The sequence below is a fragment of the Erwinia sp. 198 genome (assembly GCF_003937915.1).
GTDB classification, from domain to species: domain Bacteria; phylum Pseudomonadota; class Gammaproteobacteria; order Enterobacterales; family Enterobacteriaceae; genus Erwinia; species Erwinia aeris.
Genome location: NZ_RHUM01000007.1, coordinates 259980 through 275525, shown reverse-complemented (window position 1 = coordinate 275525; position 15546 = coordinate 259980). Strand labels below are relative to the sequence as shown.

The following is a 15546-nucleotide window of genomic DNA, read 5'->3' as shown; positions in this document are numbered from 1 at the left end:
GGTAGTTTTACCGTGGTCAACGTGGCCGATAGTACCAACGTTGACGTGCGGTTTGGAACGTTCAAATTTTTCTTTAGACATCGCTTGTCCCTCTAAGACACGGATAAATCGGTGATATCACCACATCAACCAGGCATTGCCTGAACTGTTGAATTTTAACGCACAGAGAAGAATCAGGGAGGGAGATTTAGAAGTGGTGCTGATACCCAGAGTCGAACTGGGGACCTCACCCTTACCAAGGGTGCGCTCTACCAACTGAGCCATATCAGCACGGCTTGGAGCGGGCAGCGGGAATCGAACCCGCATCATCAGCTTGGAAGGCTGAGGTAATAGCCATTATACGATGCCCGCATCCTGGAACTCGGCTACCTGTTCTGTCTGTAGCTTGTGAACAACAGAAACGCTTTTCTGCTCTTCGAGTCAACCCGCATTTGCTTGATGACTCCGACTGTGCTTGAGCTCAGTCTAAAATCTGTTGATGAACGCTGTTGCTTTCATCTGGCTTCAGCCGTTAACCGTCAGGACTGAATAAATAGTACAAATCAGTTTGTACTTTACTACAGAAGGACCCGCGTCACTGTGTTCCGTGCCCTTCGGGTCAAATCTTCGAGGTCGACGCTTCTCATCCTGCCCCAGGGGGAAGCTGAAAAACTCTGCCTCTTATTAACACTGCAAGCAGTATTAATGGTGGTGGGAGAAGGATTCGAACCTTCGAAGTCGATGACGGCAGATTTACAGTCTGCTCCCTTTGGCCGCTCGGGAACCCCACCAGGGGTACTTGATGGTGCCGGCTACCGGAATCGAACTGGTGACCTACTGATTACAAGTCAGTTGCTCTACCAACTGAGCTAAGCCGGCATCAAGTGGTGCGCATTCTAGGAAGTGTGGCGGCGGGATGCAACAAAAAAATTGCGATAAAAGTTCTTATGACTGTTATTTGTGCAATTCTTCGCAAAATCTTGCCATTCGTCAGCGTAACCGTACAAAGAATCAACGATATTGCTATTTTTTAGCCAGCGCAACAGTGACGATATCTTTCTCAGTTTGTTCAGCAGCATTCCCCCGGCGCCGGCGCAAAGCGAATCGACTGCTGTTTTCGCTGTCGTTTTCATTAAGCGAGTGTTTATTTTTCAATAAATGCGGTCGCCGTTACGTTTGCGTTCGTCGTTTTTATTTTTCCTTCTGATTCCGCCCCGTCTGGTGTTAACCTCCTGCCCATTGTTTTCTGAAATTTACCTTAGTTACGCGAGCGGCAGCAGCGGACAGCGTCTTCTCTGCGCACGCCACAACAGGCAAGTTCTTGCTGGCAGAAGCATGTATATGAGTAAAAAAGAATCCTTGTTGACCACACCCTATCTGCAATTTAACCGTTCGCAATGGGCCGCGCTGCGTGATTCCGTGCCGATGACTCTGAGCAAAGAAGAAATTGCCCGGCTCGAGGGGATAAACGAAGATCTTTCTCTTAATGAGGTCGCAGAGATCTATCTGCCGTTATCGCGTCTGCTTAACTTCTATATCAATTCCGATTTACGCCGTCAGGCGGTGCTGGAGCAGTTCCTGGGCACCAATGGCCAGAAGATCCCCTATATCATCAGTATCGCCGGCAGCGTTGCCGTAGGGAAAAGCACGACGGCTCGCGTGTTGCAGGCGCTGCTGAGCCGCTGGCCGGAGCATCGCCGCGTCGAGCTGATCACCACGGATGGATTTTTGCATCCCAATCAGGTGTTAAAAGAGCGCGGCCTGATGAAGAAAAAGGGCTTTCCGCAATCTTACGATATGCATCGCCTGGTGAATTTCGTCTCCGCCCTCAAGTCTGGCGCCGCTCAGGTCACCGCGCCGGTCTATTCACATTTGATCTACGATGTTATCCCTGACGGCGATAAGGTCGTGCAGCAGCCGGATATATTGATCCTGGAAGGACTGAACGTGCTGCAAAGCGGTATGGATTATCCGCACGATCCGCATCACGTTTTTGTTTCAGATTTTGTCGACTTCTCTATCTATGTGGACGCGCCGGAAGATCTGCTGCGCCACTGGTACATTAATCGCTTCCTGAAGTTCCGCCAGGGTGCGTTTACCGATCCGGATTCTTACTTCCATCACTACGCACAGCTGCCTGAAAACGAGGCCGTAGGCATCGCCACCCAGCTGTGGGAAGAGATTAATCTGATGAATCTGAAAGAAAATATCCTGCCGACGCGCGAAAGAGCCAGCCTGATTATGACCAAAAGCACCGATCATGCGGTCGATCTGGTGCGGCTCCGAAAATAGCCCAGCCAGACGGCGCCACGGAAGGCGCCAAAGCATTTACCGACGCCCCGCCAGCCAGATAGCGTAAGCCTCATCCCAGATAGCCGCAGGCGTCCCCGCCCTTCCCAAACCAAAACCATGTCCGCCTCGCGTAATTTTGATCTGTTCGACCGGTACGCCCATGCGCCGACAGGCGTCGTGCATGATCTGCGTGTTGTGCGGGTTTGAGGTACGATCGTCGTCCGCCTGGGCCAGAAAGGTGGGCGGGAAGCTGCGCGTAACGTAATTTTCCACCGACCAGCCAGCCTCATCCGCCGGCGAAGCGTTTTTCCCGACGATTTCGCTGTGGGTACGCGTATGGGTGTAAGGCGCTTCCAGCGTGATTACCGGATAGATCAGGGCGACGCTGTCCGCCACCGGCGCAATCTGATCCAGCGTATCCTGCGGCGCATAGGTCACGAAACCAGGCCGCGCCGCCGTCATCCCCATCAGATGGCCGCCAGCGGAAAAACCCAGCAGATGTACTTTTCGCTCCATCGAGCGCACCAGCCTGATCGCACGCTGTGCATCCTGAAAGGGCGCGAGCCGTCCCGCGTGCCATTTTTCGTGCGGCAGCCGATAGCTCAGCACGTAAGCCGTATAGCCGCGGGCATTCAGCCAGTGCGCCACGGGCCAGGCCTCGCCGCCCATGCCGATCCAGCGATAGCCGCCGCCCGCCGCGATCAGTACCGCCGAGCCGTTAGGCTCCTGCGGCTGAAAGCGCTGGATAGCGGGACTGACGATATTCGACCAGGCGCCGCTGGCGGACACATGCAGATCGCCGCCCGGCCCGCCCCCGCCCGGCGGCTCGTCGGGCCACAGGGGAATAATGTCTTCTCTGGCAAACAGTTTTCCGGCGGTCATCGCCAACATGGCTGCGCCGGTGCCCATTATTAACCGGCGTCGACTAATCATCTGACATGCTTTTCCTCGGTGACATAAACGCGTCGCGCTTCCTGCCGACGCAGCGCTCTTCGCTGAGACATGCAAAGCGGAGGCCAGGAACGGGCAGGCAGAAGGAGGCGAAGCGGACGAATAATTCTTTATCGGCAAGAAACACCGCTTTTTTATGCGATTTATCGGTCAGGAGGCAAGCGAAATTCGCGGCGGGCGCTAAATAACGGCAGGATTGCCCGGAGCCGATCCGGGCAAAGCGCAATCAGTGCAGAGCGTTTTTATCTTTTCGGGACATCGCGTCCAGATAGCCCATGACAAAGGCGGACAGCACAAACGTCAGATGAATAATTACGTACCACATCAGCTTGTTATCGGGAATATTTCGCGCATCCATAAACACGCGCAGCAGATGAATAGAAGAGATCGCCACGATAGAGGCCGCCACTTTATTCTTCAGCGAGCCCGAATCCATTTTCCCCAGCCAGCTCAGCTTCTCTTTGTGCTCGGAGATATCCAGCCTGGAAACGAAGTTTTCATAGCCGGAGAGCATTACCATCACCAGCAGGCCGCCAACCAGCGTCAGGTCAATCATTGACAGCAGCACCAGCACCAGATCGTTTTCCGCCATAGCCAGCACGTTGGGCAGCAGATGAAAAACCTCCTGGAAGAACTTGATCGCCAGCGCCAGCAGGCCCAGCGACAGCCCGAGATAAATAGGCGCCAGCAGCCAGCGCGAGGCGTAAATAAGATTTTCAGTAAGACGTTCCATAGCATTCCATAAGCAGGTTAACACGAGCGATAGTATACCTGATGGAATGTTAAATTTTTCACGGCACAGGCCTGCCCCGGGGGAATTTTACGGATTTACTCTGTTGGCTCGGTCAGCATGCCTGCCGAAGCCGGTTCAAGCACCCGGCGCGCCTGCCGGTCAATACTGCCGATCCCCAGCGCCAGTTCATCGCCGGCCCGCACGAGCGGTAAGCAAAAGCCCGGCTCGCACGCCGCGGTCGTCTGGACGCCCGCTGGCCTGGCGGGAACGGCAGCAAAACCGGTCCCGCTTATCGCCAACGCAATAAGAAAAACATATTTTTTCATAGGGTATTTATTCAGAGATGCGCGAAGTTAGTGCAGCTCGCGATGCTGATTACGATAATCTCTCGGCGTCACGTTAAAGTGTTTTTTAAAGACGCGCTGAAAACACTGCTGGGAGGAGAACCCCAGGTCCATAGAGATGGTCATGATGGTTTTATGCGAGGTCACCAGGCTTTTTGCCGCTTCGTCCAGGCGACGATAGCGAATAAAACTGCCCAGCGTCATGCCTTTTTTCTCTTTAAAAGCGCGTTGTAAGTGCCATTTAGAATAACCAGAGCGCGCGGCTACGGCTTCAATATTCAGTCCATCGTCCAGATGCGCTTCAATCCAGTCGATAATCACGTCTACGATCTCACCTTTCACTGACTTTCTCCTGCAGCGACGTCCTGCATATGACGCCGCCATTCCACGATGTAATATTATATCTATATGTTTTTATTAGTTAAATTTTGATGTGCAACAAAAGGAATAACTTATCAAAATTTGCCGGAAGGATATAAAGAAGTGTAAAATAGTTCAAATAGATAATTTTAATCTTCGTTAATAGATAGTCTCTATAGAGGTATCCATGCTGGATCTCAACCTGGTGCGCGTTTTTACCGCTATCTATGAAACCCGCAGCGTCAGCGGCGCCGCCGATCGCCTGTTTATTACACAGCCTTCCGCCAGCTACGCGCTAGCCCGTCTGCGCAGCGAAACCAACGACGAGTTGTTCAAACGCAGCCGAAAAGGCATGGAGCCGACGCCAACCGCGATGCAGCTCTATAAGGTGTTTAAAAAGTCGCTGACCGGCATAGAAAAAGCCGTGGCGGAAACCCGCATCTTCTCGCCGGAAACCTCGCGCTATAAGTTCCGCCTGGCGCTGACGGACCTGGGCGAGCTGCTGCTGCTGCCCAAGCTGATTACGCTTTTCCGCAGCGTGGCGCCGCATATCCAGCTGGAGGTGATCCCGGTCGACGTGCACAAGCTGGACGAATGGCTGCTGACGGGTCGTATCGACGCAGCGCTGTGCAGCCGCAACGAGTCCGTCTCCTCCGCGCAGCGCGAGCTGATGGCCTATGAACGCTATGTCTGCCTGCTCAACGTCGACCATCCGCGAATTAAAGAGAGCCTGTCGCTGGATGAGTATATGCAGGAACGCCACGTTGTGGTCGCTGCCACCAGCGGTCACCACATTGTGGAAGATCGGCTGAAAGAATTTGAGCTGGAACGCGAAATCGCGCTGGAAGTGCCGCACTTCGCCGCGCTGGGCGAGCTGATCGCCTCCAGCGACCTGCTGGTGACGCTGCCCTCCAGCGCCGCCAGGATCTACGCACGTCGCGGCAATGGCCGCATGCTGGAGCTGCCCTTCCACGTGCCTAATCAGGAAGTTTTTCTCTATGCGCATACTGAAATCGGCGACATCACGGCAAAAACCTGGTTTTACAACGTGCTGCGTATCGCCGGGCCGACCATGATCGACCCCTGAAATACCGCGTCCTATAGAAGAGCGCGCGCAAAGAAAACCAGACCCAGTGCACGTTCCAGCAAAGCCGTGCGGCAAGCGCGGCGGATAACGTGCGGAATGTGAAGCGCTTCAAGCCGCCTTGTGCATCTTTCTGAATGTATCGCAAAAATTTCCTGTTAATCCCGACAACAGCACAATGACCCGTCTGAAAAGCGCCTCCTATAGTTGATTAAAACGCCCGCGGGCCCTTTTCCTTTCTCTCCTGCCGCTGCGGCATGCTTCGTCATCTCTGCGCCTGTATTCAGAGCGACAATAAATAAGGGTAAGCACTATGACTGCTAAAAACGGATCGCACGTGCGCGTGTGGATATTAATGCTGATACTGTTTCTTTCCGTTATCGCCTATGCGGATCGCTCTATTTTGTCGATCGCGGGCGGCGCGATTAAAGATGAGTTCGGCCTTTCCCCCATCCAGCTTGGCTTTATCCTGTCGGCGTTCAGCTGGGCCTATGTGATAGGTCAGATCCCCGGCGGCCTGTTTCTGGATCGCTTCGGCACCAAAAGAGTGTACGGCGTGACGCTGGTGCTCTGGTCGATCTCCACGCTGGCGATGGGCTTCGTCGGCGAATTCTCTACCGGCCTGACCAGCGCGCTGGCGATCATGTTTACGCTGCGTTTTGCGCTGGGGCTGATCGAAGCGCCAAGCTTTCCGGCCAATGCCCGCGTCGCCATTATGTGGTTTCCAAAAGCCGAACGCGGCCGGGCCTCCTCGCTGTTCGCTTCCTCGCAGTACTTTGCGGTCGGCATCTTTTCGCCCCTTTCCGGCTGGCTGGTGTCCGAATTCGGCTGGCCGTGGCCTTTCTTTGTGCTGGGCATTATCGGCATCGGGGCCTTTTTCGTCTGGCTTTGGTATATGCAGGAGCCGCGCGCGCACCGCAGCGTGTCGCCGCAGGAGCTGGATCATATCGTCGCGGGCGGCGGCCTGATCGATATCGACTCGGTACAGGAGCGCAAAGAGAAAACCCCCGTTTCCCGCGAGACCTTCCGCAAGCTGCTGACTAACCGGATGCTGTGGTGCGCCTATATTGGCCAGTACTGCATCATTGCGCTGAGCTATTTCTTTATTACCTGGTTCCCTGTCTATCTGGTGCAGGCGCGCGGCATGGATATTCTGCACGCCGGTTTCGCCACCGTCGCGCCAGCGCTGTTCGGCTTTGCGGGCGGGATTTCCGGCGGCATTATTTCCGATTACCTGATCCGCATCGGCTGGTCGGTCTCCTGGGCGCGCAAAACGCCTTATATTGTCGGGATGCTGATGGCCGCGACGCTGATGGCCGCCGCTGTCGCCAACAGCAACTTTTGGGTCATCGCCATCATGTCCTTTGCTTTTTACGGCAAGGGTGTGGCAGCCGGAGCGGGAACCTGGGCGGTGATCAGCGACACCGCGCCGAAAGAAGCGGTTGGGCTGGCGGGCGCCATTTTTAACTGCGTCGGTAATATCGCCGGCATTATTACGCCGATCGTGTTCGGCTATCTGGTTGCGCTGACCGGCAGCTACAGCCTGGGTCTGGTATTTGTCGGCGCGCACTGTATCGTCGCCGCCTGCTGCTTCCTGTTTGTGATGGGGCCGATTGAACGCGTCGGCGGCGAAACGCCGGCGGACAACGCTTACCCGACCGGTGCCGCCCCCGTGGTGCGCAGGCTTTAGCGGCCCGTGCGGGAAGACGTTGATCTTCGCACGCAAAACCTTCACTTTAGCGTCATGGTTAATCGGGCAGCGCACCTGCCCGCATCAAGACGGAGTGCCCCTATGTCGCTAACCCTTCTGACGCAGTTGGCCGACCTTCCCGCCAGTCAGTGGGATGCCTTACTGCCGGACGATCAGCCTTTTCTCCGTCACGCCTTTCTCAGCACCCTGGAAGAAAGCGGCAGTCTGGGAAAAGGTACCGGCTGGCAGCCGGAGCACCTGTTGTGGGAAGAGCAGGGCGTAATCCGCGCCGCGCTGCCGGGCTACCGCAAAAGCCATTCAATGGGCGAATACGTTTTCGATCACGCCTGGGCGGAGGCCTGCCAGCGCGCCGGCCTCGCCTACTATCCTAAATGGCTGGCCGCCGTGCCGTTCAGCCCCGTTACCGGCGCAAGGCTGCTGGGCGAGCGCGCTTTTGCCGCAAAGCTGCTGCATCACGTGCCCGATTTCCTGCATCAGCGCCAGCTGCACAGCGCCCATATCAACTTTGGCGATGCGCAAACCCGCGAGCTGGTGGCGGCGGAAGCGCACTGGCTGCCGCGTCTTGGCTGCCAGTATCACTGGCGCAACCCCGGCTACCGCGATTTCCAGGACTTTCTGGATACGCTGATGTCACGCAAGCGTAAGCAGATACGTAAAGAGCGCGAGCTGGTCGCCAGCCAGGGATTTGTGTTCGAGTGGCTGGCCGGTCATCAGCTCAGCGAAGCGCACTGGGACTTTGTCTACGCCTGCTACGCGAATACCTACGCGGTACGCGGCCAGCGCCCCTATCTCACCCGCCTTTTCTTTAGCCTGCTGGCAGAGAAAATGCCGCAGGCCATTCGCGTGGTGCTGGCGACGCAAAACGGCCTGGCCGTCGCAATGGCTTTTAGCCTGATGGATGGCGAAACGCTTTACGGCCGCTACTGGGGCTGCCTGGAAGAGTTTAACCGGCTGCATTTTGAAACCTGCTTTTATCAGGGGATGGATTACGCCATCGCGCACGGGCTGAAGCGCTTTGACGCGGGCGCCCAGGGTGAACACAAGCTGGTGCGGGGTTTTGAGCCGGCGATCACCGAATCCTGGCACTATCTACGGCACGAAGGCTTATTCAAGGCGGTAGCGGACTACCTGAATCAGGAAAGGCCCGGCGTGCAGGCGTGGGCGTTGGAAGCCCGCGCATCGCTGCCTTATCGCCGCGACGGAGAATAACGGGCAGCCCGTAAGCTGCCCATCTCTGCTTAATCCTCGCCAACGAAGCCGCCCGTCTGATGTCGCCACAGGCGGGCATATAGCCCGTCAAGCGCCAGCAGCTCGCTATGGCTGCCCATCTCGGCGATGCTCCCCTCCTGCAATACCACCAGCCTGTCCATTTTGGCGATAGTGGAAAGACGGTGCGCGATGGCAATCACCGTTTTTCCGCCCATCAGCGTTTCCAGACTCTCCTGGATCGCCGCTTCCACTTCGGAATCCAGCGCGGAGGTCGCCTCATCCATAATCAGGATCGGCGCGTCCTTCAGCAATACCCTGGCGATAGCGATACGCTGGCGCTGGCCGCCGGAAAGCTTCACGCCGCGCTCGCCGACCTGCGCATCCAGCCCGATGCGGCCCTGCGGATCGGAGAGCAGCGGGATAAACTCGTCGGCCTTCGCCCGATGGATTGCCTGCTGCAACTGCTCTGCTGTGGCATCGGGTCGGCCGTACAGCAAGTTATCGCGAATTGAACGGTGCAGCAGCGAGGTATCCTGCGTAATCATGCCGATCTGCGCCCGCAGGCTTTCCTGGCTAACGTGCGCGATATCCTGGCCGTCAATCACAATGCGGCCACCGTCCAGGTCGTACAGACGCAGCAGCAGATTGACCAGCGTCGATTTCCCGGCGCCCGACGGGCCGATCAGGCCAATCTTTTCGCCCGGACGAATGGTCAGCTGCAGGTTGTCGATCACCCGGCGCGCGCTGCCATAGTTGAAATCGACGTTCTCATAGCGGATTTCACCCCGATCGATCTTCAGCCTCGGTGCCTGCGGCTTGTCGGCCACGCTGACCGGCTGAGCAATAGTTTGCAGGCCATCCTGTACCATACCGATGTTTTCAAAAATGCCGTTGACTACCCACATGATCCAGCCGGACATATTGACGATACGGATCACCAGCCCGGTAGCCAGGGCGATAGCGCCCACGCTAATCAGCGACTGAGTCCACAGCCACAGCGCCAGGCCCGTGGTACTGACGATCAGCAGGCCATTGAGCGTGGTCACCACCACGTCCATATTAGTGACCATCCGGCCCTGCTGACGCGTTTTAGCCGTTTGATCGCCGATAGCCTCGCGCGCGTAGGCTCTTTCCAAATCGCTGTGCGCAAAGAGCTTCAGCGTGGTGATATTGGTATAGCCGTCCACAATGGTGCCCATCAGCTTTGAGCGAGCGTCGGATGAAGCGACGGAGCGGGATTTCACACGCGGCACGAAATACTTCATGCTGACGACATAGCCCACAATCCACACCAGCAGTGGGATCATCAGCCGCCAGTCCGCTTCGGCGAACAGCACCAGCGAGGTGATGGCGTAAATCAGCACATGCCAGAGCGCATCTACCGCCTGCACTGCCGAATCGCGCAGCGCATTGCCGGTTTGCATAATGCGCTGGGCAATGCGGCCGGAGAAGTCGCTCTGGAAAAAATTCAGGCTCTGGCGCAGCACGTAATTATGGTTTTGCCAGCGGATCAGGCTGGTCATGCCGGGATTGATCGTCTGGTGCACCAGCAGATCGTGCAGGCCGATAAAGATCGGTCTGAAAACCAGCGCCACCGCCGCCATCCAGATCAGCTCGCTGGCGTGTTCGCTAAAGAAGCTGGCGGCCGGCGTCCTGTTCACCATATCAATAATGGTGCTCAAAAAGCGGAACAGCGCGACCTCAATCAGCGAAGCGATCAGCCCGATCGCCAGCAGTAAGGCAAAGCTCTGCCACACCTGGCGCAGATAGTAAACGTAAAAAGCCCAGACGCGATTGGGCGGCGTGTCGCTGGGGGCATCCTGAAAAATATCGATCAGTTTCTCAAAGCGGCGATACAGCATAGCTAGCTCACTTTTACAGCCAAAAAATTGATAGTAGTGCATTTTCTTTTGTTATGACGAACGTGGCGCAGGTTGCGGCTTGATTAGGAAACGATCGCTCTCTATTATGAAGCGATGAAAACATCTTCGTTACGCCAGCCGGGACGCCCGCGCGAATTCGATGCCGAGCTTGCTCTGGACGGTGCCATTGCGCTGTTCAGCGAGCAGGGTTACGCCGGGACTTCCATCAGCGAGCTGGCCCGTGCGATGCGGGTCACGCCCGGCAGCCTGTATAAAGCTTTCGCCGACAAGCAGGCGATTTTCCTGGCCGCACTGACCCGCTACCAGCAGCTGCGCGGTGAGGCGCTGAACCGTCGCCTTGCCGACGCGCCCAACGGGCGGACAAAAGTGGAGGCGCTGTTGCGCCACTACAGCGAAAGCAGCGTGGGCGAGACCGGGCGGCGTGGCTGTCTGGTGGTGAGCTGCGCCGTCGAGCTGGCAACGCGCGACGATGAGCTGGCGCGCCGCATCGCACAATCGCTGGGGGCCAGCGAGGCGCGCTTTGAGGAATTCCTGCGTCAGGGTCAACAGGATGGATCTGTTTCCCCCACTCTTAACGTACCGGCTACGGCGGTCATGCTGCTTTGCCTGACGCAGGGAATGCGCGTACTGGGGAAAACCGGCCGTACCACAGAAGAAATGACGCAGCTGGTCGATAATGCCCTGACGCTGCTCGGCTGAGATTTCGCTTTTGCGCGCGCCCAACCGGCCAGATTGCATTCAATTTGGAAACGATTATACCCAAACAGCAGAGGCAACCATGCTTATCTCTACCCACACGGAGGCCGACCGGCAGGCCATCGCCGCCTTTCAAACCGCAGCTTTTTGGCAGCAGTTCCGCCACGAGTACGTTGAGGTCAACGGTATTCGTCTTCATTACGTCATCGGTGGCAGCGGCGACCCCGTGCTGCTGCTGCCCGGCTGGCCGCAAAGCTGGTACGCCTGGCGCTACGTGATGCCGCTGCTGATCGCTGCCGGCCGCCGCGTGATTGCGGTCGATCCGCGTGGTCTGGGCGACTCGGCCCATCCTGCCGATGGCTATGATATGACGACCACCGCTAACGATATTCATCAGCTGATCGCCACCCTGAAGCTGAACGAGTCTGGCCCGATAGATGTGGTATGCCACGATATCGGCAGCTGGATAGGCTATGCGCTGGCGGCCGACTGGCCGGAAGACGTGAAACGGCTGGCGCTGTTCGACGCCGCGCTGCCGGGTATCTCGCCACCGCCGCCGTCCGGCATTCCCACTGACGAAGCCAATGTGAAAAGCTGGCACTTTGCTTTCAATCGTCTGAACGATTTACCGGAAATCCTGTTTACGGGCCGCGAGCGTGAACTGATTAGCTGGCTGTTTGCGGCAAAATCGCTGAAAAGCGGGAGCATCACGCCCGCCGATCTGGAAGAGTATGTCCGCGTTAACCAGCTTCCCGGCGCGCTGCGTTCGGCGCTGAGCTACTACCGCACGGGCTTTTCGCCAGCCTCGCTGGCGGCCGCGCGGCAGCGGGCGGAGAAAAAATTACTGATGCCGGTTTTGGCCGTTGGAGCGGAAGGCAGCGTGGGCGATACCCTGCTGACGACGCTGCAACAGCTGGCGGTTGAGGTAAAAGGCGGCGCTGTTGCCGGGGTAGGTCATTATATTCCGGAAGAGGCGCCGGCAACGCTGGCTGGCCTGCTGGCCGATTTTTTTATACCCTCTGGTAGCCCGACAGACGGTCGGTAGCAGGCCCGCGCAGGAAGCGGCAGGCGACGCGCGCATAAGGACAATAGCGACCGAGACAAAGGGGCGAAAATGGAACGGCTTGATTGTGATCGTATGCTGGTGGCGGTAATGGAGCTGGGAAGCTTCGCCGCCGCCGCGGAGCGCATGGGCACCAGCAGCGGACAGGCGTCGAAGCTGGTTTCCCGCCTGGAAAGCGAGCTGGGCGTCCAGCTGCTGAAACGCAGCACCCGCGCGCTTTTTCCGACGGAGATAGGCCAGGCCTATTTTGACCGTATCAAAAGCATTCTGGACGACTTCGACGCGCTGGACGCCTCGGTACGTCACGCTTCCGGCAAACCTTCGGGCCGCCTGAAGCTGACCGCGCCGCTGACTTTCGGCACCAGCAGCCTGGTGCCGGTGCTGATAGCCTTTGCCAAAGAGTACCCGGAAATTGAGCTGGACGTCAGCTTCGCCGACCGCATGGTCAATATTGTGGATGAAGGTTTCGACGTCGCGCTGCGTATTGGCAGACTCAGCGACAGCAGCCTGATTGCACGAAGGCTGAGCGATATCCGTATTATCGTGGCGGCAAGCGAAAGCTACCTGCGCGCGCGCGGCACGCCAGAGGATTTGCGTCAGCTGGCGCAGCATGACTGCATCATCGATACCAATTTTCGCGAGCCGCTGAACTGGCAGTTCCGCGACGGCAGCGAACGTATTCTGTCGGTGGCGGTAAAAGGCAGGCTGCGCTTTTCCAATGCTGAAGCCTGCCTGAGCGCCGCCGCCTCGGGGATGGGCATTGCGCGGATGCCGACGTTTATCGCCGGAAACCAGCTGCGCAGCGGCGCGATCGTGCCGCTGTTCCGCCAGTATGAGATGCCGCCGCTCGGCCTTTACGCCGTCTATCCACCAGCGCGCCATCTGGCGCATAAGGTGCGTGCGTTAACGGAATTTCTTGAAGCGCATTACGCAGGCGAGGCCGAGTGGGATCGTGGCTGGTAATTCTTTCCATTTCGGAAGGAATATCCGTACCGGGCAAGGGATTATCATCCTCATGGGATCGGTGTAGCCTTGAGTGAAACCGTTTCCACAGTGGAGAACGGCTCAACAGGAGAAGTCCCGTGACGAAAGGATTGATTATTTTACTGCACGGCGTCGGCAGCAACGGTAAGGATCTGGCCGGGCTGGGCGCGCACTGGGCCGAAGGTTTACCTCGGGTGGCTTTCACCAGCCCAAACGCGCCCTTTCCTTTTGAACACGGTGCCGGCTATCAGTGGTTTAGCCTGAGCGGCGTCACGTCAGTTAATCGCGCGGAGCGGGTTTATCACGCGCGGGAGGCTTTCGATCGCCAACTTAGCGCTATTCTGGCTATCCACCAGATGCAGGATCGCCTGGAAAACGTGGTGCTGGTCGGCTTTTCTCAGGGCAGCATCATGGCGCTGGACGCCGTAATTTCCGGGCGCTGGCCTGTAGCGGGCGTGGTGGCGTTTTCCGGCAGGCTGGCATCGCCGCAGCCTTATGAAATGCCGACAAAAACGCCGGTCATGCTGATCCACGGCATGGCAGACAGCGTTATTCCCTGCGCGGAAAGCGAAGCGGCAGCCCGGCAGCTACGCGAGCTGGGTGCGGTCGTCAGCACCCAGTTTGACGCGTCGGTTGGCCATACTATTTCCGCCCGGGGCGCCCGCAGCGCCAGCGAATTTATCGCGACGTGTCTGGCGTAGCCGCGCCGTCGTTCAGCCGCTTCTGGTAAAACGCCAGGTTCAGCCAGCGGTCGAACTTCCAGGCGACCTCGTTCAGCGTTCCGGCCAGCGTAAAGCCTTTTTTCTCATGCAGGACAATGCTGGCGCGGTTATCCGCGTCAATACTGCCGATCATCAGATGCATCCCTTTTTCCCGCCCCTGCTCAACGATCGCGTCCAGCAGCGTATTACCTAAACCCTGCCCGCGAAAGTCGGGGTGGATATAAATTGAATGCTCAACGGTAAACTGGCAGGCGGCGTGCACGCGAAAAGTGCCGTAGCTGGCAAAGCCCATTAGCCTGCCCGCGTCATCCTCAATGCCGATAACCGGAAAATCATGCTGTCTTTTAACGTCGAACCAGCTCTGCATACTTTCCGGCTGGCGCGGCTCGTAGTCATATAGCGCGGTAGAATTAACAATAGCGTCGTTAAAAATAGCCAGAATAGCGGCGCTGTGGCGGTCTTCGGTGCAGGTAACGATCTTCATTGCTGGCTGACGTCCTTAATAAGTGGCGATGCGCATAAACAACGGCGGCAGACGGGCCGCTTTGGGCAAAACAGATCGACACGGCGGCTCAGGTTGTCAGCAGCGTATGCAGCTTCTGTAAATCTTGCTGGACCGTTGCGATCTCTTCGGCAAATTTTTCCTCGGAGGTAAAGGGCTGCCGGAAGATCGTAATCAGCACTTCCGATCCCTCCGCATTGCCGACCACCCGCATCGGCACCACTGTCTCCTTGCCAAAACCGGTGTCCACATAGCGATCCATCACGCCATAAGGGTTATGATCGGTGAAACGGATCTTTTTCGCGCTTTCCGCCCCGACGATTTTCCAGTAGGTCCCGTCCTGCTCCAGCGTCGTTTCGCTAAGGGCACCGATCCATTTCGGAAAATAGTCGGGTTTCCAGATGGTCTCGTAAAGATCAACCCAGTTACGGGGGATGGTCAGACTGATGGTTTGCGATGGCAGCATAGGGCCTCCTGAATTTTTATCGTCAGGGGATTTAACCATCGGCAGGTAAGGATGAAAAGGGGCGGCGGCCCGCCCTTAAGAAGATTTTAACGCCACCTTCGCCGTTTCCGCATCATAAGCGCCTTTCAGGCTGAGATCGACAGGCTGCGGCTGCCAGTTAATCAACCCGCCTATCTCAAACAGCACCTGACCGTTTTGTCCCGCCGCCTTCTCTGTTACCGGCCGTACCAGCAGCGTTTCCGGAATAATTCTTGGCTCGAAGCGCAGCAGCGCGTTGCGGATGTTTTTCTCAATAATGTGCCAGCTATGATGACTGGCATATTTGCCCGTCAGCGGCGCTACGCCATAGTTAAATACGGAATCTATTAACGCGCCGTGCCGGGCTTCATCCAGCTGCTCTTCAAGGTTCGTGCTGTTAAGCAGGCAGGCGATATCCTTGTGCACGATGGCGCGCAACTCTTTAGCGCTTACATAGCAGGCATCGTAGCTTTCACGCTTTTTTTTCGGCTCGTCGTCCAGCAGCCTTTCCAACAGCGTAGGCGAAAAACTCTGTTTTCTTTCCATTGT

General features: G+C 57.1%; 16 protein-coding genes, 4 tRNA genes and 1 pseudogene. 8 read left to right on the top strand and 13 right to left on the bottom strand.

The genetic code is table 11. From position 1 onward, the window contains the following. From EGK14_RS12190 to EGK14_RS12170, 5 genes and pseudogenes are all read right to left on the bottom strand, one after another. Positions 1-81 (bottom strand): annotated as a pseudogene (locus EGK14_RS12190) (elongation factor Tu); the annotation flags it as partial. Between the two features lie 113 nt (positions 82-194). Further along, positions 195-270: transfer RNA gene (locus EGK14_RS12185), tRNA-Thr, on the bottom strand. Between the two features lie 6 nt (positions 271-276). Next, a tRNA-Gly gene (locus EGK14_RS12180) sits at positions 277-351 on the bottom strand. 334 nt (positions 352-685) lie between these two features. Beyond that, positions 686-770, bottom strand: a tRNA-Tyr gene (locus EGK14_RS12175). Between the two features lie 12 nt (positions 771-782). Next, a tRNA-Thr gene (locus tag EGK14_RS12170) sits at positions 783-858 on the bottom strand. 462 nt (positions 859-1320) lie between these two features. On the opposite strand from EGK14_RS12170, the gene coaA reads away from it, so the two are divergent. After that, entirely contained in the window at positions 1321-2271 is a 951-nt protein-coding gene (coaA, locus tag EGK14_RS12165; protein WP_125289364.1) for a type I pantothenate kinase, read from the top strand. A 36-nt stretch (positions 2272-2307) separates the two neighbouring features. Here coaA and EGK14_RS12160 read toward each other — a convergent pair whose 3' ends face one another. The 4 genes from EGK14_RS12160 to EGK14_RS12145 all read right to left on the bottom strand — a co-directional run bounded on the left by EGK14_RS12160 (position 2308) and on the right by EGK14_RS12145 (position 4683). Continuing rightward, positions 2308-3204, bottom strand: coding sequence for an alpha/beta hydrolase (locus EGK14_RS12160; protein ID WP_125289363.1), 897 nt, complete (start codon positions 3202-3204; stop codon positions 2308-2310). 244 nt (positions 3205-3448) lie between these two features. After that, positions 3449-3955: a TIGR00645 family protein gene (locus EGK14_RS12155; protein ID WP_125289362.1), complete on the bottom strand. Its 507-nt coding sequence runs from the start codon at positions 3953-3955 to the stop codon at positions 3449-3451. A gap of 95 nt (positions 3956-4050) precedes the next feature. Continuing rightward, positions 4051-4281, bottom strand: coding sequence for a hypothetical protein (locus tag EGK14_RS12150; RefSeq protein ID WP_125289361.1), 231 nt, complete (start codon positions 4279-4281; stop codon positions 4051-4053). 27 nt (positions 4282-4308) lie between these two features. Then, positions 4309-4683 (bottom strand): helix-turn-helix domain-containing protein, encoded by a 375-nt coding sequence (locus EGK14_RS12145; protein WP_233598484.1) that lies wholly within the window; start codon positions 4681-4683, stop codon positions 4309-4311. Between the two features lie 163 nt (positions 4684-4846). On the opposite strand from EGK14_RS12145, the gene EGK14_RS12140 reads away from it, so the two are divergent. The 3 genes from EGK14_RS12140 to EGK14_RS12130 all read left to right on the top strand — a co-directional run bounded on the left by EGK14_RS12140 (position 4847) and on the right by EGK14_RS12130 (position 8663). Continuing rightward, positions 4847-5746: a LysR family transcriptional regulator gene (locus EGK14_RS12140; protein ID WP_125289359.1), complete on the top strand. Its 900-nt coding sequence runs from the start codon at positions 4847-4849 to the stop codon at positions 5744-5746. Positions 5747-6056: 310 nt separating this feature from the next. Then, positions 6057-7433: an MFS transporter gene (locus EGK14_RS12135; protein WP_125289358.1), complete on the top strand. Its 1377-nt coding sequence runs from the start codon at positions 6057-6059 to the stop codon at positions 7431-7433. Between the two features lie 102 nt (positions 7434-7535). Further along, entirely contained in the window at positions 7536-8663 is a 1128-nt protein-coding gene (locus EGK14_RS12130) for a GNAT family N-acetyltransferase (RefSeq protein WP_125289357.1), read from the top strand. 29 nt (positions 8664-8692) lie between these two features. On the opposite strand, the gene EGK14_RS12125 is transcribed toward EGK14_RS12130, so the two are convergent. After that, positions 8693-10525, bottom strand: coding sequence for an ABC transporter ATP-binding protein (locus EGK14_RS12125; protein WP_125289356.1), 1833 nt, complete (start codon positions 10523-10525; stop codon positions 8693-8695). Between the two features lie 114 nt (positions 10526-10639). Between EGK14_RS12125 and EGK14_RS12120 the strand changes: the two genes are divergently transcribed. The 4 genes from EGK14_RS12120 to EGK14_RS12105 all read left to right on the top strand — a co-directional run bounded on the left by EGK14_RS12120 (position 10640) and on the right by EGK14_RS12105 (position 13990). After that, positions 10640-11245, top strand: a complete 606-nt coding sequence (locus tag EGK14_RS12120) for a TetR/AcrR family transcriptional regulator (RefSeq protein WP_125289355.1) — start codon at positions 10640-10642, stop codon at positions 11243-11245. Between the two features lie 79 nt (positions 11246-11324). Continuing rightward, on the top strand, positions 11325-12287 hold the full coding sequence (locus EGK14_RS12115; protein ID WP_125289354.1) for an alpha/beta fold hydrolase: 963 nt from the start codon (positions 11325-11327) through the stop codon (positions 12285-12287). 69 nt (positions 12288-12356) lie between these two features. Then, positions 12357-13268, top strand: coding sequence for a LysR family transcriptional regulator (locus EGK14_RS12110; protein WP_125289353.1), 912 nt, complete (start codon positions 12357-12359; stop codon positions 13266-13268). A gap of 119 nt (positions 13269-13387) precedes the next feature. Beyond that, positions 13388-13990 (top strand): alpha/beta hydrolase, encoded by a 603-nt coding sequence (locus EGK14_RS12105; protein ID WP_125289352.1) that lies wholly within the window; start codon positions 13388-13390, stop codon positions 13988-13990. Here EGK14_RS12105 and EGK14_RS12100 read toward each other — a convergent pair. The 3 genes from EGK14_RS12100 to tssE form a co-directional block, all read right to left on the bottom strand. Beyond that, positions 13968-14495, bottom strand: a complete 528-nt coding sequence (locus EGK14_RS12100; RefSeq protein WP_125289351.1) for a GNAT family N-acetyltransferase — start codon at positions 14493-14495, stop codon at positions 13968-13970. The two genes, EGK14_RS12105 and EGK14_RS12100, sit on opposite strands and share 23 nt — an antisense overlap. 88 nt (positions 14496-14583) lie before the next feature. Then, positions 14584-14979 carry a polyketide cyclase gene (locus EGK14_RS12095; RefSeq protein WP_125289350.1) on the bottom strand — a complete coding sequence of 132 codons (396 nt, stop codon included), beginning with the start codon at positions 14977-14979 and terminating at the stop codon, positions 14584-14586. 75 nt (positions 14980-15054) lie between these two features. Then, positions 15055-15543, bottom strand: a complete 489-nt coding sequence (gene tssE, locus EGK14_RS12090) for a type VI secretion system baseplate subunit TssE (RefSeq protein WP_125289349.1) — start codon at positions 15541-15543, stop codon at positions 15055-15057. Positions 15544-15546 lie beyond the last annotated feature (3 nt).